The sequence below is a fragment of the Kitasatospora sp. NPDC018619 genome (assembly GCF_044391605.1).
In the GTDB taxonomy this organism is placed as follows: domain Bacteria; phylum Actinomycetota; class Actinomycetes; order Streptomycetales; family Streptomycetaceae; genus Kitasatospora.
The window spans coordinates 1-23,061 of the sequence record NZ_JBISAI010000011.1 but is presented as its reverse complement, the minus strand read 5'-3'; the positions used below and the strand labels follow the sequence as shown (position 1 = coordinate 23,061).

The window sequence follows — 23,061 nt, the reverse complement described above, 5'->3', positions numbered from 1 at the left end:
CCGTCCCTGGGGGTCCACCGGTGCCGAAGCCACTGCTGTTCCTGGACGTCGACGGCGTCCTGAACCCGGTCTGCCCGCACCCGGACGCCGGGTTCGACACCCACACCCCGTTCGGCCACACCGTGCTGCTGTCCGCCCGGCACGGCGCCTGGCTGCGCGAGCTCGCCGACACCTACGAGCTGGTCTGGGCCACCACGTGGGAGGAGCACGCCAACACCCACATCGCGCCGGCGATCGGCCTGGACCCGCTCCCGGTGGTGGCCTGCACCGGCTACGTCCCCCAGCCGGGCGATCCGCGCGTCCCGCTGATGGAGCTGTTCTCCGCCGCCAAGTGGGCCCCGCTGCTGCGCTACGCCGCCGGCCGCCCGTTCGCCTGGGTGGACGACGTCATCCCGCCACGGCTGCTGCTGCGCTCGCAGTGGCGCCCGGACCGCCTGCTGCTGCCCGTCGACCCGGGCCAGGGCCTGGAGCGCCGGCACGTCGACCGGCTGCTCGCCCGGCCGCCGCGCCACCGGGCGCTGTCGCTCAGGGTGTCGGCAGCCAGCTGACGTGCCCGGCCAGCAGCGCGTACCCGACGAAGGCCACCGTGTCGATCAGCGCGTGCGCCACCACCAGCGGCATCACCCGCCCCCACCGCCGGTACAGCAGGCAGAACACCGCGCCCATCACCGTGTTGCCGACCAGCCCGCCGACCCCCTGGTAGAGGTGGTACGAGCCGCGCAGCACCGAACCGGCCGCCAGCGCCGCCGGCCAGGACCACCCGGTCTGCCCCAACCGGCGCAGCAGGTAGCCGAGGACGACGACCTCCTCCAGGATCGCGTTCTGCCAGGCCGACAACAGCAGCACCGGCACCCGCCACCACACGTCGGGCAGCCCGGACGGCGCCACCGTCAGGTTGTACCCGGCCGCCTGCGAGGCCAGGTAGAGCGCCAGCCCCGACCCGCCGATCGCGGCCGCCACGGCGGCGCCCCGCCCCAGGTCGCGCAGCTTCTGCCCGAGGTCGAAGCCCAGGACCCGCAGCGCGACGCCCTCGCGCACCAGCAGGTAGCCGACCAGCACCACCGGCATGAGCCCGCGCCCGATGTAGTACAGCTGCCACACCAGGTCCAGCCAGGGCCGCCCGGGCGCCCGTGAGCCGTTCAGGGTGGCCACCTGCTGGCCGAGCCTGAGCGGTTCGGTGAGCGAGCCGGTGAAGCTGATCAGCGCGCTGATCCCGCTGGCCCCGAGGGAGAGCCCGAGGACGATCAGCAGCTCCGCGCCGAACAGCCGACGGGTGGGCTTCGCGGTCTCCGGCGCGGTCGGGACGGTGGTCACGGGGGCTCCAGCGGACGGGCGGTGCTCCGGCCGTCGGCCGACCGCCGGAGCGCTCATCCTGACACAGCCGCCGGGCCGCCCCGACGGGGAGGTCTCAGCCCACCGGCCAGGTGTGCACGGGCTCGCCGCCGCGCATGTGTTCGGCGTAGCGCCTGGTCATCGCCGCGAGAGCGGCCGGCCGGTCCATCCCGTACTGCTCGCGCAGCCGGTGGAAGGTCGCGGTCTGCCAGGACGCGCCGTTGGTGCGGCGCAGGCAGCGCTGCTCGATGATGCCCAGGTAGCGGTCCCGGTCGGCGGGCTCCACGCCCCACGCGTCCAGCCCCTGGTGGGCCATCGGCAGCAGCTCGTTCAGCACCAGGTCGACCGCGGACACCGTCTGCAGCCCGCCACCGCGCCCGGCCCGGCCCGAGCGCGGCCACTGGAAGACCGCGTCGATGCCGTACCGGGCGCCCTGCTGGAAGTTCTCGTCCGCCCGCTCGAACGGCAGCCGGGTCCAGATCGGCCGGGGCTGCTCGGCCAGCACCCGCACCAGCCCGTAGTAGAAGGCGGCGTTGGCGAGCGTGTCGGCCACCGTCGGCCCGGCCGGCAGCGCCCGGTTCTCCACCCGCAGGTGCGCCACCCCGCCCGCGACGTCGTACACCGGGCGGTTCCAGCGGTAGATGGTGCCGTTGTGCAGCCGCATCTCGGCCAGCCGGGGGGCGCCGCCGGAGGCCAGCACCTTCAGCGGGTCCTCGTCGTCGCAGATCGGCAGCAGCGCGGGGAAGTACCGCAGGTTCTCCTCGAACAGGTCGTAGGCGGAGTCCACCCAGCGTTCACCGAACCAGGTGATGGGGCGCACGCCCTGGGCCTTGAGCTCCGCCGTACGCGTGTCGCAGGCCTGCTGGAAGAGCACCGGACGGGTCTCCCGCCACAGCTCCCGCCCGAACAGGAACGGCGAGTTGGCACCGAGCGCGAGCTGCGGGCCGCAGATCGCCTGGGCGGCGTTCCACACCGAGGAGAACCGCTGCGGCGTCACCTGGAGGTGCAGCTGGAGCGAGGTGGCGGCGGCCTCGGCCACCATCGTGATGGACTCCAGCTGGAGGTGCTCGACGCCCTCGATGTCCAGCGCGATGTCCTCCCCGCGGGCGGCCAGGATCTGGTCGCTCAGCAGGCTGTAGCGCTGGTTGTGGCTCATCGCCTCCAGCCCGGTGTGGGCGTGCTCCAGGGTCGGCAGGATGCCGACCATGACGATCCGGGCGCCCGCTTCGGCGGCCCGCCGGTCGGCGTAGCGCAGCCCGGTGTCGATCTCCTCGCGCAGTTCCTCGAAGACGTGCCCGCAGAGCCGGTGCGGCGTGATGTTGACCTCGATGTTGAACCGGCCCAGCTCGGTCTGGAAGTCGCTGGAGCCGATCGAGCTCAGCACCTGGGCGTTGTTCATGGCCGGCAGGCCCTGCTCGTCGGCCAGGTTGAGCTCGATCTCCAGGCCCACCACCGCCCGCGGCCGGTCGAAGCGGTCCTCCCGGATCATCCGTCCGAGTGCTTCCAGACAGGCCTGGAGCTTGCGCCGGTACAGCTGCCGGTCCGCCAGTTCCGCCCGAGTCGCCACGACCTTCTCGCCCACGGTCCCCTCCTCCAGAGCCACCCCGTCGAGCACCCGGTCGACCGACCGTGCAAGCATCATGCCCACCTCGAAGATCGATACCCGAATGCGCGTACTGGCTTGCATTGCAAGGCAACTGACGGTAAATCAGACGAACTGTAGACTTGCTCACCATCACGGCCTGTGATAAACAGATCACCCTGCGCACCTGTTCGATTTTGCACAGCGCTCCGGCCGGTCCGCCTCGCCCCGAGGCCCCGGAATCCCGTCGCCTCGTCGACGACGGCGACCGCGCCGGCACCGCGATCCTGCACAACCGGACACGGCCGGGCCCCCGTCACCGACGACGCGTCGCCCCGCCATGCCGGTATGCCGCACTCGCACGCCGATCTCGCTTGGAGAGGCGGACCCCGCCATGACCCTGCAAACCCCCCAGCCCCCGCCGAGCGCGCTGCGCGCGGTCCTGGGCGCGCTCGACTCGGAGACCGCGCTGCGCCAGCCCGCCGCCGCAGCGCTGCGCCATCCGACCGGCACGCTGCTGCCCGCCCACCCCCTCGCGGTGTACGTCCTGAACGGCCCGCGCCCGGAGCTCCCGGCCGCCCGCCGCACCGGCTGGCGCTTCCTGATCAAGGACGGTGCCGAGGTGGCCGCCGCCGCCGAGGTGGTGCAGAGCGCCGAGGGCCACAGCTTCTCCCACTTCACCGCCGGCCCCTACCTCCACTCGACCGTCCGGGCCCTGCGCGAGGCCTGGCAGCTCGCCCAGGGCTCCCGCACCCACCGACAGCCCCGGCTGCTGACCTTCCCGGGCCAGTACGCCACGGCGCTCTGGCTGCACAGCCGGGACGCCGAGCCGGGCGGCGACCTGCTGATCCCGCTGGCCCCGGCGCCGCTCGGGGTCACCGCGCACCGCGCCCGCCCGGCCGCCGAACTGCTGCCGCTGCTCGCCCGCGCACCGCTCGCCCGGCCGCTGCTGCTCGGCTCGCCCTGACCCGCCGGTGCGCCGGGGGCCGCCGGGCCCACCCGCCCGGCGGCCCCCGGCCGTGCCCGCGCACCCCGCCCCGCTGCCGTCCACCCCGCTGCCACCCGGCCGGCGGCAAGCCGGAGCGCGGCCACCCGGCCGACAGGCCGGAGCCCGACCGCTCGCCCGACGACCACCCGGCCGGGCCATCCGGCATGGCCCCAACGGGCCATGCCCCGGCTGACCCACCGGTGCGCCTTTTCCCGTCGGCCCCACCTGAACGGGTGATCTCTGCCCGGGAGTTGTGGCGCATGTCACGAAATCCCTGCGCGCGGGTCCCGGGATGCCGACACTGGGAACCAGCGTGGAAGGACCCCCTGTCCTACCCACTTGAGCGCCGGTCCACACTCGGTCGGCGCGCGGACAGGATCCGACCACCGCGGCGGCCCCGGACGGCACCACCTCCGGCGACCGCACCACGGGGAGGATCGCAGAGCGAAGCGAGGGTACGCGTATGTGCCAGCACCGTCCTGAGTGCCCGACGGCCGAGTCCGAGGACCGCGAGGCGGCCGTCTCGGTGGCCCGCCACCCGGAGCAGGGCTGGAGCCTGCTCTGCAACGGCGTCGTCCTGTTCGAGGACACCGGGGAACTGCTGCCCGACGGCCGGGTGATCGCCCCGCGCCGTCCCGTCGCCCACGCGGCCTGACCTCCCGGTCCGACCGTCCCGGCGGGGGCAGCCGCCGCATCGACCGGCGCAACGGGCGGGGCCCCGGCGGAGTTCTCCGCCGGGGCCCCGCCGCACCGTCCGGACCTCGCGGGTCCGGGTCCGGTCAGGCGCCGTACTCGTCCAGCGGCGGGCAGGAGCAGACCAGGTTGCGGTCGCCGTACGCGCCGTCGATCCGGCTCACCGGCGGCCAGTACTTGTCCGCCGGGTTCACGCCCGCCGGGAAGACGGCCTCCTGCCGCGTGTAGCCGTGCGCCCAGTCGCCGGCCAGCGTGGCGGCGGTGTGCGGAGCGTTGCGCAGCGGGTTGTCGTCGGCCGCCCACTCGCCCGAGCCGACCTTGTCGATCTCGGCGCGGATGGTGATCATCGCGTCGCAGAAGCGGTCGATCTCGTGCAGGTCCTCGGACTCGGTCGGCTCGATCATCAGCGTGCCGGCCACCGGGAAGGACATCGTCGGCGCGTGGAAGCCGTAGTCGATCAGGCGCTTGGCGATGTCGTCCACCGTCACGCCCGTCTCCTTGGTCAGCGGGCGCAGGTCGATGATGCACTCGTGGGCGACCAGCCCGCCCGGCCCGGTGTAGAGCACCGGGAAGTGCGGCGACAGGCGCTTGGCGATGTAGTTGGCGTTCAGCACCGCGACCTGGGTGGCGTGCTTGAGGCCCTCGCCGCCCATCAGCCGGACGTACGCCCAGGAGATCGGCAGGATGGCCGCCGAGCCCCACGGCGCGGCCGAGATCGGGCCCACGCCGGTGGCCGGGCCGGCCTCCTCCTGGAGCGGGTGGTTCGGCAGGTACGGCGCCAGGTGGGCGCGCACCGCGACCGGGCCGACGCCCGGGCCGCCGCCGCCGTGCGGGATGCAGAAGGTCTTGTGCAGGTTCAGGTGCGAGACGTCCGCGCCGAACTTGCCCGGCTTGGCGAGGCCGACCAGGGCGTTCAGGTTGGCACCGTCCACGTAGACCTGGCCGCCGGCCTCGTGCACCAGGGCGCAGATGTCGGTGATCCGGGTCTCGTACACGCCGTGGGTGGACGGGTAGGTGACCATCAGCACGGCGAGGTTGTCGCGGTGCTGCTCGATCTTGGCCTTCAGGTCCTCGACGTCCACGTCGCCGTCGACCAGGGTCTTCACCACGACCACGCGCATGCCCGCCATCACCGCGGAGGCGGCGTTGGTGCCGTGCGCCGAGGACGGGATCAGGCAGACGTCGCGCTGGGTGTCGCCGTTGGCGTGGTGGTAGGCGCGCACGGCCAGCAGGCCGGCCAGCTCGCCCTGGGAGCCCGCGTTCGGCTGGATGGACACGGCGTCGTAGCCGGTCACCTCGACGAGCTGCTGCTCCAGCTGGCGGATCAGGGTCAGGTAGCCCTGGGCCTGGTCGATCGGCGCGAAGGGGTGCAGCTGGCCGAACTCCGGCCAGGTCACCGCCTCCATCTCGGTGGTCGCGTTGAGCTTCATGGTGCAGGAGCCCAGCGGGATCATGCCGCGGTCCAGCGCGTAGTCCCGGTCCGACAGGCGGCGCAGGTAGCGCAGCATGGCGGTCTCCGAGCGGTGGCTGTGGAAGACAGGGTGGGTCAGGTACTCGTCCTCGCGCAGCAGCCCGGCGGGCAGCGCCTCGGCGGCCTCGGCGACCTCGACGGCGGGGACGCCGAACGCGGCCCAGACGCCGGCCAGGTGCTCGCGGGTGGTGGTCTCGTCGGTGGAGACGGAGATCCGGTCCTCGCCGTCCTGGTGGACGTTGATGCCGTTGGCGCGGGCGGCGGCGGCGATCTCGGCGGCGCGGCCCGGGACGACGGCGGTGACGGTGTCGAAGAACTCGCCGTGCAGCAGCTCGACGCCGCCGGCCCGCAGGCCCTCGGCGAGGGCGGCGGCGTAGCGGTGGGTGCGGCGGGCGATGTCGGCCAGGCCGTCCGGACCGTGGTACACGGCGTACATCGAGGCCATCACGGCGAGCAGCACCTGGGCGGTGCAGATGTTGCTGGTGGCCTTCTCGCGGCGGATGTGCTGCTCGCGGGTCTGGAGCGCCAGGCGGTAGGCGCGGTTGCCGTCGGCGTCGACGGAGACGCCGACGAGCCGGCCGGGCAGCGAGCGGGCGTACTCGGCGCGCACCGCCAGGTAGCCGGCGTGCGGGCCGCCGAAGCCCATCGGCACGCCGAAGCGCTGCGAGGTGCCGCAGGCGATGTCGGCGCCCAGCGAGCCGGGGGACTTGAGCAGGGTCAGCGCGAGCAGGTCGGCGGCGACGGCGACGACCGCGCCGAGGCCGTGCGCCTGCTCGATCACCGGGGCGAGGTCGCGGACCACGCCGGTGGCGCCCGGGTACTGGAGCAGCACGCCGAAGACGCCGCGCTCGGCGACCTCGGCCGGGATGCCCTCGGACAGGTCGGCGACGACGACCTCGACACCGGTCGGCACGGCGCGGGTGTTGATCACCGCGATGGTCTGCGGCAGGGTCTCGGCGTCGACCAGGAAGACGCCGCCCTTGACCTTGGTGACGCGGCGGGCCAGCGCCATCGCCTCGGCGGCCGCGGTGCCCTCGTCCAGCAGCGAGGAGCCGGAGGTGGGCAGGCCGGTCAGGTCGGAGACGAGGGTCTGGAAGTTGAGCAGCGCCTCCAGGCGGCCCTGCGAGATCTCGGGCTGGTACGGGGTGTAGGCGGTGTACCAGGCCGGGTTCTCCATGACGTTGCGCAGGATCACCGGCGGGGTGAAGGTGCCGTAGTAGCCCAGGCCGATCATCGGCTGGAGCACCTGGTTGCGGCCGGCCAGCTCGCGCAGCTCGGCGAGGACCTGGGCCTCGGTCCGGCCCGCGGGCAGGTCCAGGGCGGTGATGGAGCGGATCGCCTCGGGCACCGCGGTGGCGGCGAGCTCGTCCAGCGAGCCGTAGCCGACGGACGCCAGCATCTTCTCCTGCGCGGCGGCGTCGGGGCCGATGTGGCGGTTCTCGAAGGGGCTGGCCAGCTCAAGCTCGGTGAGGGTCGAGGCGCCGGTGGGGCGTCCCGCGTTCGGCTGGGCGTTCATGGTGGTCGAGGCCTCCTGGTCACGGACCGGCGGGGGTCCGCACGCCGACCGGTCCCGCCGCTGCGGGCAGCGGACGGGCCTGGGCGGGGCGGACCCGACAGGCCTCCCCCTCTGTCATCGGGACCTGAGAGCTTCACCCGCACGGGGCGCTGTGGGCGCTCCGCCGGCTTGCACCGTCGGTGAGGGTGGTGCTCGCCGGCTTCCGTGCCGGCGCTCCTGCCCTGCTTTCCAGAGTGACCTACCCCACACGGTACGGATGCCTGAGAGATTCCGGGGAGGAGTTGCTCCTTCGGCGCTCCGACCAGCGGTTTTCGCAGTCGGAGACTCTCCCGAGCGGGCTCTGCGGTCGCCGCCCAGGGTACCAGCGGGAGGCCTCCCGATCACGGGTGCGTCGGGCCGCTCCGGGTCTACGCGCGTCCCCCGTACGGTCCTGTACGCCGCCCGTCCGGCGCACTCCCGGTCGCGCACGTCCGATTCGTGCCCTTTGGTGTGAAGTGGCGGATCGGGACAGGTGCTCCCGTCGCCTTTCTGCGGTTCCGCAAGCTCAGCGCACGGGAGGAAAGAGTGCAGACCGACATCGACCCCCGGGACCTCATCGGTCACAAGGCCGTCGACCGCAACGGAGACAAGATCGGCACGGTCGACGAGGTCTACCTGGACGACGCCACCGGCCGTCCCGAGTGGGCCGCGGTCCGGACCGGCATCTTCGGCCGGGACGCCTTCGTCCCGCTGACCACGAGCGAGTTCGCGGGCGACGAACTCCGCGTGCCGTACGACAAGTCCCTGGTGAAGGAGTCGCCGGACTTCGGCGTCGGCCAGCACCTCTCCCCCGCCCAGGAGCTCCAGCTGTACCGCTACTACGGACTCGACACCCCGGCGGACGGCCGCCCGAGCGGCGACAACGGGAGCCGGCCCCAGCAGTCCGACCTCGACTTCGGCACCACGGCGGCGGCCGCCGGCACGACGACGGCCGCCGCGGCGCCGGCCAAGCCGCCCACCTTCCACACCCCGGAGCGCCCCGCCGAGCCCGCCCCGGCCAGGGCCGCCGCGGCGGCGTCCGACCCCACCAGGACCGCCGCGGAGGACGAATTGCGGCCCCGCGGCTTCGCCTCCGCGAGCACGGCCTCCCCGGCCGCCTCCACCGCCCCTCCCGCACCCGCCGCCCCCTTCACCCCCACCGCGGAGCCGAAGCAGCAGGCGCAGCCCGCCCCCGTCCCGACGGCGGCCACCGGCGGCACCCGCCCCGCCCCCGTCGGCGCCGCCCCGTCCGCCCCCGGCGGCCCGGTCGAGATCACCTGCCGCGAGGAGCGGCTGGAGATCACCACCGAGTGGCACACCCTCGGCACCGCGAAGCTGCGCAAGTACGTGACGGCCGAACAGGTCGAGCGCCGCATCCCGGTGGTCCGCGAGCGGGTCCGGGTCGAGCGGACACCGGTGAGCGACGCCGAGCGCGCCTCGCTCACCGAGAAGGAGATCGCCGAGGCCGTCGAGGAGGTCACTCTCCGTGAGGAGCGCGCGGTGGTGCGCAAGTACCTCGCGCCCGTCGAGCGGGTCCGGCTGGTCGTCGAGCGGTACACGACGGAGGAGGTCGTCCGACAGGAACTCCGCCGCGAGCAGGTCGAGGTGCACGACTCCACCGCCGCCCAGCACGTCCGCACCCCGTCCGCGACGGGCGGCTCCGCGACCGGTTCCGTGACCGGCTCCGCCGCCGATCCGGCCCGGTCGGCGGCGGTGCGGCCACTGGTCTGACCGCACTCGCACCGAGGGCCCCGGGCACCGTCCGGGGCCCTACCCGTGCCCGCCGCCCCCTTGGCGCGTACCCGACCGTTCGTCTTTGCCAAAGCTTAACCGCTCGATATTTGACACTCTGAAGTATCCCCGGGCACAGTTACTTCAGTTCATTCACTATGTACGGGAGGAAGCAACCGTGAGTGAGGCACCACAGCCCACCACCGCGGCCGAGAAGCAGAGCAGCGCCCGGGTCCTGCCGGCCCTCATCCTGGCGATGCTGTCGTTCAGCGTGGTGCAGACCGCGGTCGTCCCGATCCTGCCCTCGCTGGCCAGGGAACTGGACGTCTCCGTCTCCAGCATCACCTGGCTGATGACCGCCAACCTGCTCTCCGCAGCCGTGCTGACTCCCCTCCTGGGCCGCTTCGGCGACCTCCGGGGCCGCAAGCCGATGCTGCTGATCTCGCTGGCCGGCCTGGTCGCCGGCTCGGCGCTGGCGGTCAGCACCCACTCCTTCACCTGGCTGGTGGTCGCCCGCGTCCTCCAGGGCGCCGGCGGTGGCGTCTTGCCGCTGGCCATCAGCATCGTCCGCGACGAGCTGCCCAGGCAGAAGGTCACCGGCGGCGTCGCCGCCATCAGCGCCTCGATGGGCGTCGGCTCCGGCCTCGGCCTGGTCGCCACCGGCCTGCTGCTGGAGCACTGGAACTACAAGTCGATCTTCTGGATGGGCCTGGTCTTCGGCCTGATCGCGGTCGCCCTGGTCGCCTTCCGCGTCCCGGCCGACCCGGTCACCGACAAGGAGGGCGGCGCCGACCCGCTGGGCGCCCTCACCCTGGCCGGCTGGCTCTCCGCCCTGCTGGTCGCGGTCAGCCAGGGCAACCACTGGGGCTGGACCTCCAACAAGACGCTCGGCCTGTTCGCCGTCGCCGCCGTGGTCGCCCTGGTCTGGGGGATCATCGAGACCAAGGTCGCGCACCCGCTGGTGGACATGAAGATGATGGCCCGTCCGGCCGTCGCCTTCACCAACGTGGCCGGCCTGCTCATCGGCTTCGGCATGTACGGCTCCTTCATGGTCATCAGCAACTTCGCCCAGACCCCGGAGAAGCTCACCCACTACGGCTTCACCGCCAGCGTGCTGCACGCCGGCCTGCTGCTCCTGCCGTCCGCGATCGGCTCGATGGTCGCCGCCCCGGTCGGCGCCCTGCTGATCGCCCGCCGCGGCCCGCGCCTGCCGCTGGTCCTCGGCGGCGTGCTCGGCGCCGTCGCGATGGCCTACCTGGCCGTGCGCCACGGGCACGAGGGCGACATCTACACCGCTTCGGCGATCTTCGGCCTCGGCGTCGGCCTCGCCTTCGCCGCGATGCCCGCCTTCATCAACGGCGCCGTCCCGGTCGAGCAGAGCGGCATCGCCAACGGCATGAACTCCGTGCTGCGCACCGTCGGCGGCGCGATCGGCACCGCCGTCATGGCCGCCATCCTGACCGGCGACACCATGAAGCTGCCGCCGCAGATCCCGCTCTCCCTGCCCACCCTGGACGCGTACAAGCACGCGTTCTGGACCGCGGCCGTCGTCTGCGTCGTCGCCGGCGTCGTCCCGTTCCTGATCCGCGGCAACGCCGCGGCCGCCGCGCCCGCCGTCCTCGGCGGCTCGGCCCGGCAGGACTCCAGCCCCGAGCTGGCCAAGACCGACGTCTGACGAGGCGTCCGGCCCCGCGCTCCGGGACAGGGCGCGGGGCCCCGGCCCCCGTACGTCGTGAGGGCATCGCGCACGCACGGGGTCCGGCACGGTGATCGGCCCCACCCGGTACTCCCCCACCGGGTGGGGCCGCTTCGCGTCTCAGGCCCCCTTCTCCGACGGCCCGCCCTCCCCCGGCAGCCTGTCCGCCTCCGGTCCGTCCTCCCCGCGGCGCAGCGGCAGCGGCCGGGACGGCTCGAGCGCCGGGTCGTCCACCGCGAAGGTCCGCACCCGCCCCGGGCCGCTCCACGGCGTCTCGAACCGTACGGTGACCCTCCCGACGCCGCTGCCCTGCACCCAGCCCGGCCCGTACTCCTCGTGCCGGACGTCCTGCCCGGGCATCCAGCGCCGCACCGGGACGGCCTCCGGCTTCTCCTCCGCCTCCTCGGCCTCGGCCGCCGCCTCCGCCAGCTCCGCGGCCTCCTCCCTCAGCGCCTGGGCGAAGAGGTCCTCCTGGGTGTAGTCGGCGAGTTGGGCCACGCCCACGCCGAGCAGCCGCACCCCGCCGGTGATGTCGACCTGGTCGGCCAGCCGACGCGCGGTCGCCGTGATCACCGCCTCGTCGTCGGTGGGCCCGCCGAGCGTCTCCGAGCGGGTCAGCGTCGAGAAGTCGAACCGCCGGACCTTGAGCACCACCGTCCGCCCCGAGCGCCCGGCCGCCCTCAGCCGCCGGACGCACCGGCCCGCCAGCGCCTCCACCTCGCGCAGCACCCGGTCCCGGTCGGCCAGGTCCACCTCGTAGGTGTCCTCCACCGACACGGACTTGGCGTCCTGGTCGGCGACCACCGGCCGCTCGTCCAGCCCGGTGGACATCTGGAAGATGCCGGCCCCGTGCGCCCGCCCGACCAGCTGCACCAGCTCCGCCTCCCCCGCGTCCGCGAGGTCGGCGACGGTGTTCAGCCCGGCCCGGCGCAGCACCTGCTCGGTGGCCGGCCCGATCCCGGGCAGCGCCCGCACCGGCATCGGGCCGAGCACGGCCCGCTCCTGCCCCGGCTCGATTATGACCAGCCCGTCCGGCTTCGCCTGCTCGGAGGCGATCTTCGCCATCAGCTTGGACCCGGCCGCGCCGACCGAGCCGGTCAGCCCCGTCAGCCGCTGGATGTCGGCCCGCAGGTCCTCCGCCAGCGCGAGTACCAGCCGCTCGCCGGTGTCGTGGTCCGCCGCCAGCAGCGCCGGCCCGTACGGGCCCGCCTCCAGGTCCACGAAGGCCTCGTCCAGGCTGAGCGGCTGCACCAGCGGGGACAGCTGCCGCAGCAGCCCCATCACGATCTCGCTGTTCTGCCGGTAGGCCTCGAACCGCCCCGACAGGAAGGCCGCGTTGGGGCAGAGCCGGCGCGCCTGCGCCATCGGCATCGCCGAGTGCACCCCGAACCTGCGCGCCTCGTACGAGGCCGTGGAGACCACCCCGCGCCCGCCGAGCCCGCCGACGATCACCGGCTTGCCGCGCAGGCTGGGCTTGGCCGCCTGCTCCACCGCCGCGAAGAAGGCGTCCATGTCGAGGTGGATGATGCTCGGCAGAGATCGCACCCGCCGATCATCGCCCACGGGTCCGACAGCGGGTGCGAACCCGGCCGGTCGGCCCGCCCGGCCGCCCGGCCGCGGCTACTCCCGGGCAGCCGCCGCCAGCGCCTTCGGGATGCCGTCCTCCCGGGGCCCGAGGAACACCGGGTCCGGCCGCAGCCAGGCGTTGACGGCCGCCTTGCCCGCCCCGGCGACCTCCCGCAGCCCGCCGTACAGCCAGGTCGCGTCGTGCAGCTCCGGCACCCCGACCGCGTACGAGCGGATGCCCGCCGCCTCGCACAGTGCCAGCGCCCGGCGGACGTGGAAGTCCTGGCTGACCAGCACCGCGTGGTCCACCCCGAAGATCCGCCGCGCCCGGGTGCAGGAGTCCCAGGTGTCGAAGCCCGCGTAGTCCCGCACCACCCGCTCCGCGGGCACCCCGTGCCCGGTCAGGTAGTCGTACATCGCGTCGGGCTCGGAGTACTCGACCCGCCCGTTGTCCCCGGTCACCAGGATCGCCTGCACCTTCCCCTCCCGGTACAGGTCCGCCGCCGCGACCAACCGGTGCTCCAGGTACGGCGAGGGCCTGCCCTGGTCCAGCCCGGCGCCGAAGACGACGGCGACCGGCGCGGCGGGCGCGCTCTCCACGGTGCCGACCCGGTCCCCCGCGGAGGTCCACACCCAGGCGCTCGGCGCCAGCGCCAGCGCGCAGAGCACCGTCCCGGCCTGGAACACCCTGCGCTGCGTGCGGCGCTGCCGCAGCCGCGTCGCGAACAGCCCGGCCCTGCGCCGCAGCAGCCCCGATATCCCGGTGCCGACTCCCACGTGCCCTCCCTCGATCAGGTCAACCGGGGAACACGACGGGGCCGCGGGTCCGAACGGTTCCCCGTCCGGGCCCGCGGCCCCGTGGTACGTCCGCTCAGACGGCCCGGTGGCGCCGCTGGGCCAGCTCGTCGGCCGGGTCGTGCCCGACCAGCGTCTCGCCGGTGTCGGTGCGCTCGGCGTGCAGCCGCCCGAGGGTGAGCTCCAGCTCCTGCCAGACCGCTCCGACGGCGATGCCGAAGACCCCCTGGCCGCCCTTCAACAGGTCCACCACCTGCTGCGCCGTGGTGCACTCGTACACCGTCGCGCCGTCGCACATCAGCGTCAGCCCGGCCAGGTCGGACTGCTCGGCCGCCTGGAGGTGGGCGACCGCCACCCGGATGTTCTGGAGCGAGACGCCCGCGTCCAGGAGCCGCTTCACGATCTTCAGCAGCAGGATGTCGCGGAAGCTGTAGAGCCGCTGGCTGGTCGACGGGTAGGCGGTGCGGACGCTGGGCTCCAGCAGGCCGGTGCGGGCCCAGTAGTCCAGCTGGCGGTAGGTGATGCCGGCCGCCGCGCAGGCCGTCGGGCCGCGGAAGCCCAGCAGGTCGGACGTCGGGGCCAGCCGTTCGATGGCCGGCTGGCCCGGCTGGACGGCCGGGAACCTGCCGACTCTGGGGAGGTCCGTGACGGTGCGGGCGGCGCGCGGCATGTGCACGGCGCACCGGCCTCCCACGGCCGCGTCATCGCCGGTGCTGCTCATGCCTGCCTCCGTCCACTTGTGCTGCGGGCAACCCGACTGCGGGCATCGGCCACCCGGACAGCCACTCCTGACGGTAGGCAGTCCCCTATGACCCGTCAACGATCGCCACGCCGGGCCAGACAAACCACATCACTCAGGAGAGTGGTTTTTCGTGCCCCTAGTGTGGGTAGGTCGACGGATTTTGGCAAAACGGTGGGCCAGAAGGCCCACACGGTCCGGTCCCGCTACTGCGGGCCGCTGCCCCCGAAGTCCTCCGGCGACACCTGGTCGAGGAACTCGCGGAACTTCTCGACCTCGTCCTCCTGCTCGTCCGGGATCGCGATGCCCGCCTCGGCGAGCACCTCCTCGCTCCCGTAGATCGGCGTGCCGGTGCGCAGGGCCAGCGCTATGGCGTCGGACGGCCGGGCGCTCACCTCGACCCCGCCGGAGAACACCAGCTCGGCGTAGAACACGCCCTCCCGCAGGTCGGTGATCCGGACCTCGGTGAGCTGCTGGCCGAGCGCCTCCAGGACGTCCTTGAAGAGGTCGTGCGTCAGCGGGCGCACCGGCGTCATGCCCTGCTGGGCGAAGGCGATCGCGGTCGCCTCGCCGGGGCCGATCCAGATCGGCAGGTAGCGGTCTCCCCCGACCTCCCGCAGCAGCACGATCGGCTGGTTGGAAGGCATCTCCACTCGGACACCCACGACGTCGAGCTCATTCACACACGCAACCCTATGGCTCCGCTCCCGGATATGAAAGCGCAGCGCCGACGCCGCTGGTCAGCGCGGTGCAGCCGGCGCCGCCGGGGCGGCGCGAGCGCTACCCGCGCGCCCGCAGCCCGGCCTGGACCATCGCCGCGTGCAGCCGGACGGACAGCGTCGCCAGCTCCCGGGCGGTGGCCTCCGCGTGCGCCCTGGTCTGCGGGTTGCGGTGCCGGCGCAACGGCGCCACCACCTGCTCCACCAGCGCGATCTCGCGGTCCGCGGCGGCCTTCATGGCACGCAGGTGCCGGGGCTCCAGCCCGTACCGGCCGAGCTCCGCGACCAGCCGGGCCACCTGGAGCGCCTCGCCGTCGTAGCCGCCGTCCGGGCCCGGGGCGACCAGCCCGTAGGCCTCCCACTCGGCCAGCTCCGCCTCCCCGGCGTCGGCCGCCGCCAGCAGCTCGGCGCGCCCCAGCCGCACGCCGGCGGGCACCTCGCCGCCGGCCACCAGCTCCCGGTCCGCCTCCTCCAGCGGCCCGGGCCGGGTGTCGGCGGCGGAGGGCAGCGCCGGCGGGCTCTCGCCGCGCTCGATGGCGTCCAGGTGCTCCCGGATCACCCGCAGCGGCAGGTAGTGGTCCCGCTGCATGCGCAGGACGTAGGCCAGCCGCTCGACGTCGGCCGGGCTGAACTTGCGGTACCCCGAGGGCGTGCGCTGCGGCTCGACCAGCCCCTCCGCCTCCAGGAAGCGGATCTTGGAGATGGTGACCTCGGGGAAGTCGTCGCGCAGGAAGGCCAGCACCGCGCCGATGCTCAGCAGCTCGTCGCCGCCGCGCCGGCGGCCGGCGGACCGCTCGGCCCGGACCGGCTGCCGCGGGCCCGCGACCACCCCGCGTCCGCCGCGGTCCGCCTGCGGACCGGACGGGGTTGGGGTGGCCGCCCCGAGAGAAGAGGAAGGGGTATTCGTATTCACTCGGGCTCCCGCCGACGTCGTTTTCAGTACCCCCGGTTGTGGCCGGCGAAGAACACCAGCCGGTACTTCCCGATCTGCACCTCGTCGCCGTTGTTCAGCGCCACCTCGTCGATCCGCTCGCGGTTCACGTAGGTGCCGTTGAGGCTGCCGACGTCCGCGACGCTGAAGCCGGCCGGGGTGCGGCGGAACTCCACGTGGCGGCGCGAGACCGTGACGTCGTCGAGGAAGATGTCACCCTGCGGGTGGCGCCCCGCCGTGGTGACGTCCGAGTCCAGCAGGAAGCGGCTGCCGGAGTTGGGGCCGCGCTGCACGATCAGCAGGGCCGAGCCCGGCGGCAGCGCGTCGATCGCCGACAGCACCTCGGCCGACAGGGCCGGCGTGGCCCCGGTGCCGGTCGTGGTGGTGGGGTCGTACGACTCCAGGCCGGAGATGGAGATGGTCGACGTGGTCTCCGCCGCCCCCTCCGGGAGCAGGCCGCCGCGCAGCGCCGTGCCGCAGTTGGAACAGAACCGGGCCGAGGCCGGGTTCCGGTTGCCGCACCTGGGGCACGGAGTGGGGCCAGCCATGTTCACAGCCTCCTGGCGCGGCACACCCGACGGGTTGTGCCCGGCGTACGGATCCGGGGCAAACCCTCCACCAGAGGTTGAGGGTCCTGCCGGGAAACCTATGCGCGGCTCGCCGGAAGGGTCAACCGACGCGCCGTAGCCCGCCGGATTCCCCGCGTACTGGGCGGCGCCGCCGTCCCGGTACAGCTGCTGACCCGCGTACGGCGCGGCCTCGGGGGCCGGACGCATGCCCGGCACCGCCGGCTCGTCCTCCGGTCGGCGGTGACGCGCGGTGGGCGCCTCGACGGCGGCCGCGTCACGGCCCTTGTTACGACCGAACAACTTCGAGAAGAAACTCACGGGCGAATCCCCTTGCGTGTGACAGACCCGCCCGCGGGGCAGGGTGAGAACCTCGGACATGCTGCGCGCCCGGTCCTTGCGACCCGGGCCCGCCGGAGTGGTACTCCGTCGGTTGGTACTGCGTTTGCTGCTCCGGAGCGTACCGGTGCGAACCAGTCTCGCCCACCGGCCGGCGGCTCCCCGCAGCGGGTGCCGCCCTCCCCTGACGGGCCGTTCGCCGGGCGCCCCGTCACTTCTGGGCCGGCTTGGCGTACTGCGGCGACTTCGGGTCCACCAGGGCGTCGACGACCACCTTCTGCTGCGGGGCGATCGTCGCCCGCGCCTGGTGGCTCTCCAGCGTGCGGACGACACCCCCAGGGATGTTCAGCGCGGGCGTCAGGTCCTGCGGGTTCCCCACGACCGTGAAGCGGTAGGGCTGGGAGACCTTCTTCCCGTCGATCTGCACCCCACCGGCCGACAGGTCGGTGAAGTAGGTGTTGACCACCACGCGCACATCGTTGATCTGAATCGCCTCCGCCCCTGCCGCTCGAAGTTCTTGCAGGGTGTCCAGCAGCATATCTGCCTTCACCTGCCCTTGGGGATCATCGACCGTGAGTACGATGCCCGGACCAGTGGCTTTGACGGTACCGGCGAGCACGCCGAGCTCCGTCACCTTCTTCCTGGTCTGCTCCTGGGCCTCCTTGGCCTGGTTGGAGCTGTTCTCCAGCTTCGCCAGGGACTGCTCCAGCTCCGCCTTCTCCTGCTGGAGGCGCTGCTGGCGGCTGTCCAGTTCGTCGAGGATCCGGACCAGGTCCTCCTGGCGGGCGCCGCGCAGCTGGCTGTGGTGGTCGTTGGTCGACCGCACCTGGATCGCCAGCCCCAGCCCGAGCGAGAACAGCAGCAGTGCCACCACCAGCTGCCCGCGCGACAGCCGCGGCGGCCAGAGGGCGGCCTTCAGGCGTCGGCGGCCGGCGCTGCGGTCGGCAGCGGGCGCGGGCTCCGCCTCGGGTACGGGCTCGGCGGCGGGCTCCGGTTCCGGCTCGGCCTCGGGCCCCGTACCGGGCCGCGGCCCGCCCGCGGGCGCCGGCTCGGCCACCTTGGTGAGCCGCAGCGTCGGCTCGACCACCGGAGCGGCCCCAAGCTCAGGCTCGGCGTCGGACTCCGCCTCCGGGGGCGCCGGGGCGTCCTCGCCCCGCGGCGCCTTCCCGGCCGTCCCGGCGGCCTCGGCCACCTCGGCGTCGTCCGCCCGTCCGACCTCCTCGTCCGGCTCCGCGCCCGGGGCGTCCACGGACCGCTCGACGGGCTTCTCCGCGGGCTTCGCGATCGGCTCCCCGACCGGCTTCGCCGCCGCCCGAACCTCCTCCGCCGCCGGCTCGCGGCCCGGCTCAGGCACGGAAGACATGACGCCGGATCGCGGCCGCGTTGGAGAAGATGCGGATGCCGAGGACGACGACCACACCGGTGGACAGCTGGGAGCCGACGCCCAGCTGGTCGCCGAGGAAGACGATCAGGGCCGCGACCACCACGTTCGACAGGAACGAGACGATGAACACCTTGTCGTTGAAGATCCCGTCGAGCATCGCCCGGACACCGCCGAACACCGCGTCCAGCGCCGCCACCACCGCGATCGGCAGGTAGGGCACCACGGCGTCCGGCACCTCGGGTTGGACGAAGAGGCCGACGACCACCCCGATCACAAGACCCAGTACGGCAATCACGGTCTGGCTGCTCCTGTCCCTGTCGTGGTCTTGGTGGCTCCGCCCGACGGACGCCGTTTGGAAGCGGAAGGGGTGCTGGGCGCGGTGGAGGAGGCGGAGGCGGAAGGCGAGGCCGACGGGGAGACGGACGCACCGGGGCCCTCCGGGGTTCCGGCGCCCGCCGACGGCGTTGCGCCCGGGGCGGCCGTCGCCGTGGGCGAGGCCTCGGGCGTCACCGGCTGGGCGGTCCGCAGCGTCACCCCGACGGCCGCCGGCAGGGTGAGGCTCTTCTGCACGGAGAGCGTCGACTTGATGCCGTACTGCTCCTGGAGCAGCCGCAGGTACTGCCCCGCCATGTCCTTCTCGAAGGTGCCGAGGAGCTTCGAGCCGTCCCCGATCGCCTGGATGCCGTACGGCGGCACCAGCGGCCGGTTGTCCACCAGCACGGCCTCGCCGGCGGCGCGGATCGCGGACAGCGCGGTCAGCCGCTGGCCGTTGATCGCGATCGCCTCGGCCCCGGCTCCCCAGAGGCCGTTCACCACCAGTTGCAGGTCGCGGTCCCGCAGCCGGCCGCTGTTGGAGAAGCCCTGCCCGGCCCGCGGGTCGACGTTCCCGCCGAGCCCGGTGCCCGCGGCGTCCTCCAGGACCAGCTTCAGGCCCGGCCCGGTGACCTGCCCCAGACCGACCGCTCCGCTCACCTCGCCGGGATCGGCGTCCCCCGAGGCCAGCGCCTGCTGCTGGGTGCTGTCGACCTTGAGCCGCAGCTCCTGGACCTGCTTCTGGAGGTGGTCGGCGGAGGTGTTGCTGTCGTTGATCCGGTGGATCAGCGCGTCCCGCTCCTTGGCCAGCGAGGGCTCGGCCTTGTGCGCGTTCACCGCACCCACCGTCACCACCGCGCCGACCAGCGCCAGCCCGGCACCGAGCGTGAGCAGCCCCGGCAGGGTGCCGGGTATCCGGCTGTCGCGGGCGCCGCCGCGCGCGGCGGCGGCCTCCGCGTAGCCCTCGTCGAGGCTGTGGTCCATCACGTTGGTCAGCAGGGACATCGAGGCGTCCGGACGGTTGTACCGTCCGTTCGGGGCACTCGGCGTCGGCGTCGCTGGCATGGAGACCATCGTCCCACGTCGCCGAAGGGGCCTGTGCACGGCCCCTGAGCTGCACACCCGCTGCACACATGACGGAACGTGACGGAATGTTCCGAATGATGCGAAAACGGACGGCGGGGCGCGCGGACGACACCGCGCGCCCCGCCGTTCGAGGCAGTTCCGGTCGTGCTCAGTCCCGCAGGGTCAGCGTCACCGCCCGGCTCCGTCGACCACGGCCGCCCACTCGTCCAGCAGCGCCTCGGTGGCCTCGTCGTCGGGGCCCTCCGCCCACAGGTGGGTGACCGCCTCGGCCGGGTCCGGCAGCACCAGCGTCCAGCGCCCGTCCGCCTCGACCACCCGCACGCCGTCGGTGGTGTCCAGCCGACGGCTGCCGGCCGCCTCCACCACCGAGCGCATCACCATGCCCTTGGCCGCCCACGGCGTCGCGATGTCCCGGCGCCGGATGTGCGCCTGCGGGATCCGCGCGTCGATCTGGCTCAGCGTGAGCTGGGTCCGCGCCACCAGGCCGACCAGCCGGACGAAGGCCGCGGCGCCGTCCAGCACCCCGCTGAACTCGGGCACCACGAAGCCGCCGCGCCCGTCCCCGCCGAACACCGTGCCCTCGGCGGAGGCCGCCTTCGCGAGGTCGTCCGGCGTCGTCGTGGTCCAGATCACCTGGGTGCCGTGGTAGGCGGCGACCTGTTCGGCGATCCGGGTGGTGGTCACCGGCAGTGCCACCTGACCGCTGCGCCGCTCGGCGGCGACCAGGTCCAGCAGCACCAGCAGCGCCCGGTCGTCGTCGATCACCCGGCCGAGCTCGTCCACGAAGGCGACGCGCTCGCCGACCGGGTCGAACCGCACCCCGAAGGCCGCCCGTGAGGAGGCCACCAGCTCGCCGAGCCTGGCCAGCCCGGCCCGGCGCGTCTCCGCGTCCTCGGTCGGCCGGGCCTCGTCCAGCCCGCTGGAGACGGTCAGCGCCTCCACCCCGAGCCGGCCGAGGATGCTCGGCAGGACGAGGCCCGCGCTGCCGTGCGCGGTGTCCACGACCACCTTCAGCCCGGCCTCCCGGACTCCGGTGGTGTCCACCGTCCGCAGCAGGTTGCCCGCGTAGGAGTCGAAGACGCTGGACGGGAAGGTCAGGTCCCCGATCTCACCGGGGAAGGCCCGGCGGTACTCCTGGCGCGCGTAGACGCGGTCGAGCTTGCGCTGGCCGGCCTGGGAGAGGTCCGCCCCGCGCTCGTCGAAGAACAGGATGTCCAGCGAGTCCGGCACGCCCGGCGTGGTCCGCAGGAAGATCCCGCCCGCGCTCCCCCGCGCCGTGTGCTGCCGGGCCACCGGCATGGGCACGTTCTCCAGGTCACGGACGTCGATCGCCGAGGTCTGGAGCGCCGAGATCATCGCCCGTTTGAGTGCACGCGCACCGCGTGAGTGGTCACGCGCGATGGTGACGGTGGCGCCCTTCTTCAGCGTCGTCGCGTACGCCCCCGCCAGCCGTACCGCCAGCTCCGGGGTGATCTCGACGTTCAGGACGCCCGAGACGCCGCGCGCGCCGAACAGGTGCTCCTGGCCGCGCGACTCCCAGATCACCGAGGTGTTGACGACGGCGCCGGCCTCGATGGTCTTGAAGGGGTAGACCCGGACGTTCGCCCCGATGATCGACTCCTCGCCGACCAGGCACTCGTCCCCGATCACCGCGCCGTCCTCGACCCGCGCGGCGCGCATCACGTCGGTGTTCTTGCCGACCACGCAGCCCCGCAGGTTGCTCTGCGGCCCGACGTACACGTTGTCGTGCACCACCGCCTTGTGCAGGAAGGCTCCGCGCTTGACGACCACGTTGCTGCCGAGCACGGTGTGCTCGCGGAGCTCGACGCCGGCCTCGACCTTGGCGTAGTCGCCGATGTACAGCGGCCCGCGCAGCACCGCGTCCGGGTCCACCTCGGCGCCCTCCGCGACCCAGACCCCCGGGGAGATCTCGAAGCCGTCGAGCTCGACGTCGACCTTGCCCTCCAGGACGTCCGCCTGGGCCTTGCCGTAGCTCTCGTGGGTGCCCACGTCCTCCCAGTAGCCCTCGGCGACGTACCCGTAGACCCGCTTGCCCTCCTTCAACAGCTGGGGGAAGACGTCACTCGACCAGTCGACGGACTCGCCCGCCGCCACGTAGTCGAAGACCTCGGGCTCCATCACGTAGATACCGGTGTTGACCGTGTCCGAGAAGACCTGTCCCCAGGTCGGCTTCTCCAGGAACCGCTCGACCCTTCCCTCCTCGTCCGTGATCGTGATGCCGAACTCCAGGGGATTCGGCACCCTCGTGAGACAGACGGTGACCAGAGCGTTCTTGCTGCGGTGAAAGTCGATCAATTCCGAGAGATTGAAGTCGGTCAGCGCGTCACCGGAGATCACCAGAAAGGAATCGTCCTTGAGCGCGTCCTCGGCGTTCTTGACACTCCCCGCAGTGCCCAGTGGCGTCTCCTCGTGGGCATAGGTCAGGTGCATGCCCAGCTCTTCGCCGTCGCCGAAATAGTTCTTGACCAGTGAGGCCAGGAACTGCACGGTGACGACGGTGTCGGAGAGGCCGTGCCGCTTCAGCAGCCGAAGCACGTGCTCCATGATCGGCCTATTGGCGACCGGAAGCAGCGGCTTCGGCATGCTGGAGGTCATCGGGCGGAGACGGGTGCCCTCGCCCCCTGCCATTACAACGGCTTTCATTACGGGTGCGTCCTCCTTCGCGGTGGTGGACCAGCACGGTCCATCAAAGCGTTCCAGAAGGTTGTCTACCCGGAAGAGATCGTCCGACGCACCGAAGAAGCGTGGGGCTTCTCTCAGATCACGTCTCAGACTGTGGACGCCGAGCCCGCGGCGCTCCCCCGGACGATCTGCCGCACCTGGACCGCGTAGAGAATCGCGGCCCACCAGTACAGGGTCGTCCCCCACCAGATGAACGCCCAGCTCACCACCTCGGCCGGCCGGGCGATCCAGCTGTCGACGCTGCCGAGCAGCAGAAGCGGGAAGCCGTACATCAGGTTGAAGGTCGCGGCCTTCCCCAGGAAACTCACCTGGAGCGGCCCGTACCCGTGCCGGTTCAGAATCGGCAGCAGTGCGGCGATGAATACCTCACGGGCCAACAGGATCGCGGTGAGCCACCACGGCAGAATCTCACGCCAGGTCAATCCGACCAGGGTGGACAGCACATACAGCCGGTCGGCCAGCGGATCGAGCAGCTGCCCCACCCGGCTGATCTGCCCCCACCGGCGGGCGAGCTTCCCGTCCAGGTAGTCGCTGATCCCGCTCAGCATCAGGATCAGCAGCGCCCAGCCGTCGTTGTTGGGCCCGCCGAAGACCGGCCACAGGATGAGCCAGAGGAAGAGCGGAACACCGACCAGCCGGCCCATGCTCAACACGTTGGGGATGGTGAGGACGCGATCGGTCTGGACCCGCGTCTCCTGGACCTCCACCCGGGGGCCCTCCTGTCCGGTACGACGACAATTGCAAGTTGACCCTACAACAGAGAAGCCCCCGACCGGTTCACCCGGCGGGGGCTTCTCTAGAAGAATTGTTCGGCGGCGTCCTACTCTCCCACAGGGTCCCCCCTGCAGTACCATCGGCGCTGTAAGGCTTAGCTTCCGGGTTCGGAATGTAACC

At 72.9% G+C, this 23,061-nt stretch carries 19 protein-coding genes, 1 rRNA gene and 1 riboswitch; of the genes, 5 read left to right on the top strand and 15 right to left on the bottom strand.

The features are described 5' to 3' along the window. Window positions 1-20: 20 nt before the first annotated feature. Entirely contained in the window at window positions 21-548 is a 528-nt protein-coding gene (locus ACH5AR_RS18770) for an HAD domain-containing protein (protein ID WP_396302527.1), read from the top strand. Here the strand turns inward: ACH5AR_RS18770 and ACH5AR_RS18765 are convergent. Together ACH5AR_RS18765 and ACH5AR_RS18760 are read right to left on the bottom strand one after the other, a co-directional pair. Further along, window positions 526-1,314: a CPBP family intramembrane glutamic endopeptidase gene (locus tag ACH5AR_RS18765; RefSeq protein ID WP_396302526.1), complete on the bottom strand. Its 789-nt coding sequence runs from the start codon at window positions 1,312-1,314 to the stop codon at window positions 526-528. The genes ACH5AR_RS18770 and ACH5AR_RS18765 overlap by 23 nt on opposite strands. Before the next feature lie 94 nt (window positions 1,315-1,408). Further along, window positions 1,409-2,914: a glutamate--cysteine ligase gene (locus tag ACH5AR_RS18760; protein ID WP_396302740.1), complete on the bottom strand. Its 1,506-nt coding sequence runs from the start codon at window positions 2,912-2,914 to the stop codon at window positions 1,409-1,411. 394 nt (window positions 2,915-3,308) lie between these two features. Here ACH5AR_RS18760 and ACH5AR_RS18755 point away from each other — a divergent pair, with 394 nt between their 5' ends. Further along, window positions 3,309-3,881: a hypothetical protein gene (locus ACH5AR_RS18755; RefSeq protein WP_396302525.1), complete on the top strand. Its 573-nt coding sequence runs from the start codon at window positions 3,309-3,311 to the stop codon at window positions 3,879-3,881. Window positions 3,882-4,365: 484 nt separating this feature from the next. Beyond that, complete coding sequence (locus tag ACH5AR_RS18750; RefSeq protein WP_049659119.1) at window positions 4,366-4,557, top strand: DUF5999 family protein; 192 nt, start codon at window positions 4,366-4,368, stop codon at window positions 4,555-4,557. Between the two features lie 124 nt (window positions 4,558-4,681). Here ACH5AR_RS18750 and gcvP read toward each other — a convergent pair whose 3' ends face one another. Further along, window positions 4,682-7,582, bottom strand: a complete 2,901-nt coding sequence (gene gcvP, locus ACH5AR_RS18745; RefSeq protein WP_396302524.1) for an aminomethyl-transferring glycine dehydrogenase — start codon at window positions 7,580-7,582, stop codon at window positions 4,682-4,684. A 238-nt stretch (window positions 7,583-7,820) separates the two neighbouring features. Further along, window positions 7,821-7,924, bottom strand: a riboswitch (glycine riboswitch). Between the two features lie 222 nt (window positions 7,925-8,146). On the opposite strand from gcvP, the gene ACH5AR_RS18740 reads away from it, so the two are divergent. Together ACH5AR_RS18740 and ACH5AR_RS18735 are read left to right on the top strand one after the other, a co-directional pair. Continuing rightward, the gene (locus ACH5AR_RS18740; protein WP_396302523.1) at window positions 8,147-9,331 is read left to right on the top strand and encodes a PRC and DUF2382 domain-containing protein; all 1,185 of its coding nucleotides are present in this window, start codon (window positions 8,147-8,149) and stop codon (window positions 9,329-9,331) included. Window positions 9,332-9,509: 178 nt separating this feature from the next. Further along, window positions 9,510-11,006 carry an MFS transporter gene (locus ACH5AR_RS18735; RefSeq protein ID WP_396302522.1) on the top strand — a complete coding sequence of 499 codons (1,497 nt, stop codon included), beginning with the start codon at window positions 9,510-9,512 and terminating at the stop codon, window positions 11,004-11,006. Between the two features lie 141 nt (window positions 11,007-11,147). Here ACH5AR_RS18735 and ACH5AR_RS18730 read toward each other — a convergent pair whose 3' ends face one another. The 12 genes from ACH5AR_RS18730 to rrf all read right to left on the bottom strand — a co-directional run. Next, window positions 11,148-12,572 carry a DNA polymerase IV gene (locus ACH5AR_RS18730; protein WP_396302521.1) on the bottom strand — a complete coding sequence of 475 codons (1,425 nt, stop codon included), beginning with the start codon at window positions 12,570-12,572 and terminating at the stop codon, window positions 11,148-11,150. 75 nt (window positions 12,573-12,647) lie between these two features. Beyond that, window positions 12,648-13,370 (bottom strand): vancomycin high temperature exclusion protein, encoded by a 723-nt coding sequence (locus tag ACH5AR_RS18725; RefSeq protein ID WP_396302520.1) that lies wholly within the window; start codon window positions 13,368-13,370, stop codon window positions 12,648-12,650. 94 nt (window positions 13,371-13,464) lie between these two features. Further along, window positions 13,465-14,109: a MerR family transcriptional regulator gene (locus ACH5AR_RS18720; protein WP_396302519.1), complete on the bottom strand. Its 645-nt coding sequence runs from the start codon at window positions 14,107-14,109 to the stop codon at window positions 13,465-13,467. A 224-nt stretch (window positions 14,110-14,333) separates the two neighbouring features. Further along, on the bottom strand, window positions 14,334-14,810 hold the full coding sequence (locus tag ACH5AR_RS18715; protein ID WP_224276619.1) for a bifunctional nuclease family protein: 477 nt from the start codon (window positions 14,808-14,810) through the stop codon (window positions 14,334-14,336). A gap of 97 nt (window positions 14,811-14,907) precedes the next feature. Beyond that, window positions 14,908-15,603 (bottom strand): MerR family transcriptional regulator, encoded by a 696-nt coding sequence (locus ACH5AR_RS18710; RefSeq protein WP_396302739.1) that lies wholly within the window; start codon window positions 15,601-15,603, stop codon window positions 14,908-14,910. 179 nt (window positions 15,604-15,782) lie between these two features. After that, complete coding sequence (locus ACH5AR_RS18705) at window positions 15,783-16,664, bottom strand: FHA domain-containing protein (protein ID WP_396302518.1); 882 nt, start codon at window positions 16,662-16,664, stop codon at window positions 15,783-15,785. A 229-nt stretch (window positions 16,665-16,893) separates the two neighbouring features. Further along, on the bottom strand, window positions 16,894-17,739 hold the full coding sequence (locus ACH5AR_RS18700) for a DUF881 domain-containing protein (RefSeq protein WP_396302738.1): 846 nt from the start codon (window positions 17,737-17,739) through the stop codon (window positions 16,894-16,896). 289 nt (window positions 17,740-18,028) lie between these two features. Continuing rightward, on the bottom strand, window positions 18,029-18,361 hold the full coding sequence (locus tag ACH5AR_RS18695; protein ID WP_030062488.1) for a small basic family protein: 333 nt from the start codon (window positions 18,359-18,361) through the stop codon (window positions 18,029-18,031). Then, entirely contained in the window at window positions 18,358-19,443 is a 1,086-nt protein-coding gene (locus tag ACH5AR_RS18690; RefSeq protein ID WP_396302517.1) for a DUF881 domain-containing protein, read from the bottom strand. The genes ACH5AR_RS18695 and ACH5AR_RS18690 overlap by 4 nt, the downstream gene beginning before the upstream one ends. A gap of 189 nt (window positions 19,444-19,632) precedes the next feature. Then, window positions 19,633-22,128: a sugar phosphate nucleotidyltransferase gene (locus tag ACH5AR_RS18685; protein ID WP_396302516.1), complete on the bottom strand. Its 2,496-nt coding sequence runs from the start codon at window positions 22,126-22,128 to the stop codon at window positions 19,633-19,635. A gap of 125 nt (window positions 22,129-22,253) precedes the next feature. After that, window positions 22,254-22,874 carry a CDP-alcohol phosphatidyltransferase family protein gene (locus tag ACH5AR_RS18680; protein WP_396302515.1) on the bottom strand — a complete coding sequence of 207 codons (621 nt, stop codon included), beginning with the start codon at window positions 22,872-22,874 and terminating at the stop codon, window positions 22,254-22,256. A gap of 100 nt (window positions 22,875-22,974) precedes the next feature. Continuing rightward, window positions 22,975-23,061 (bottom strand): 5S ribosomal RNA (gene rrf / locus ACH5AR_RS18675); the annotation flags it as partial.

Bases quoted from the DNA above. Each gene is read 5' to 3' on its own strand.
- ACH5AR_RS18755 (WP_396302525.1), top strand. From the start codon at position 3,309: ATGACCCTGCAAACCCCCCAGCCCCCGCCGAGCGCGCTGCGCGCGGTC.
- ACH5AR_RS18750 (WP_049659119.1), top strand. From the start codon at position 4,366: ATGTGCCAGCACCGTCCTGAGTGCCCGACGGCCGAGTCCGAGGACCGC.
- gcvP (WP_396302524.1), bottom strand. From the start codon at position 7,582: ATGAACGCCCAGCCGAACGCGGGACGCCCCACCGGCGCCTCGACCCTC.
- ACH5AR_RS18720 (WP_396302519.1), bottom strand. From the start codon at position 14,109: ATGAGCAGCACCGGCGATGACGCGGCCGTGGGAGGCCGGTGCGCCGTG.
- ACH5AR_RS18690 (WP_396302517.1), bottom strand. From the start codon at position 19,443: ATGCCAGCGACGCCGACGCCGAGTGCCCCGAACGGACGGTACAACCGT.
- ACH5AR_RS18685 (WP_396302516.1), bottom strand. From the start codon at position 22,128: ATGAAAGCCGTTGTAATGGCAGGGGGCGAGGGCACCCGTCTCCGCCCG.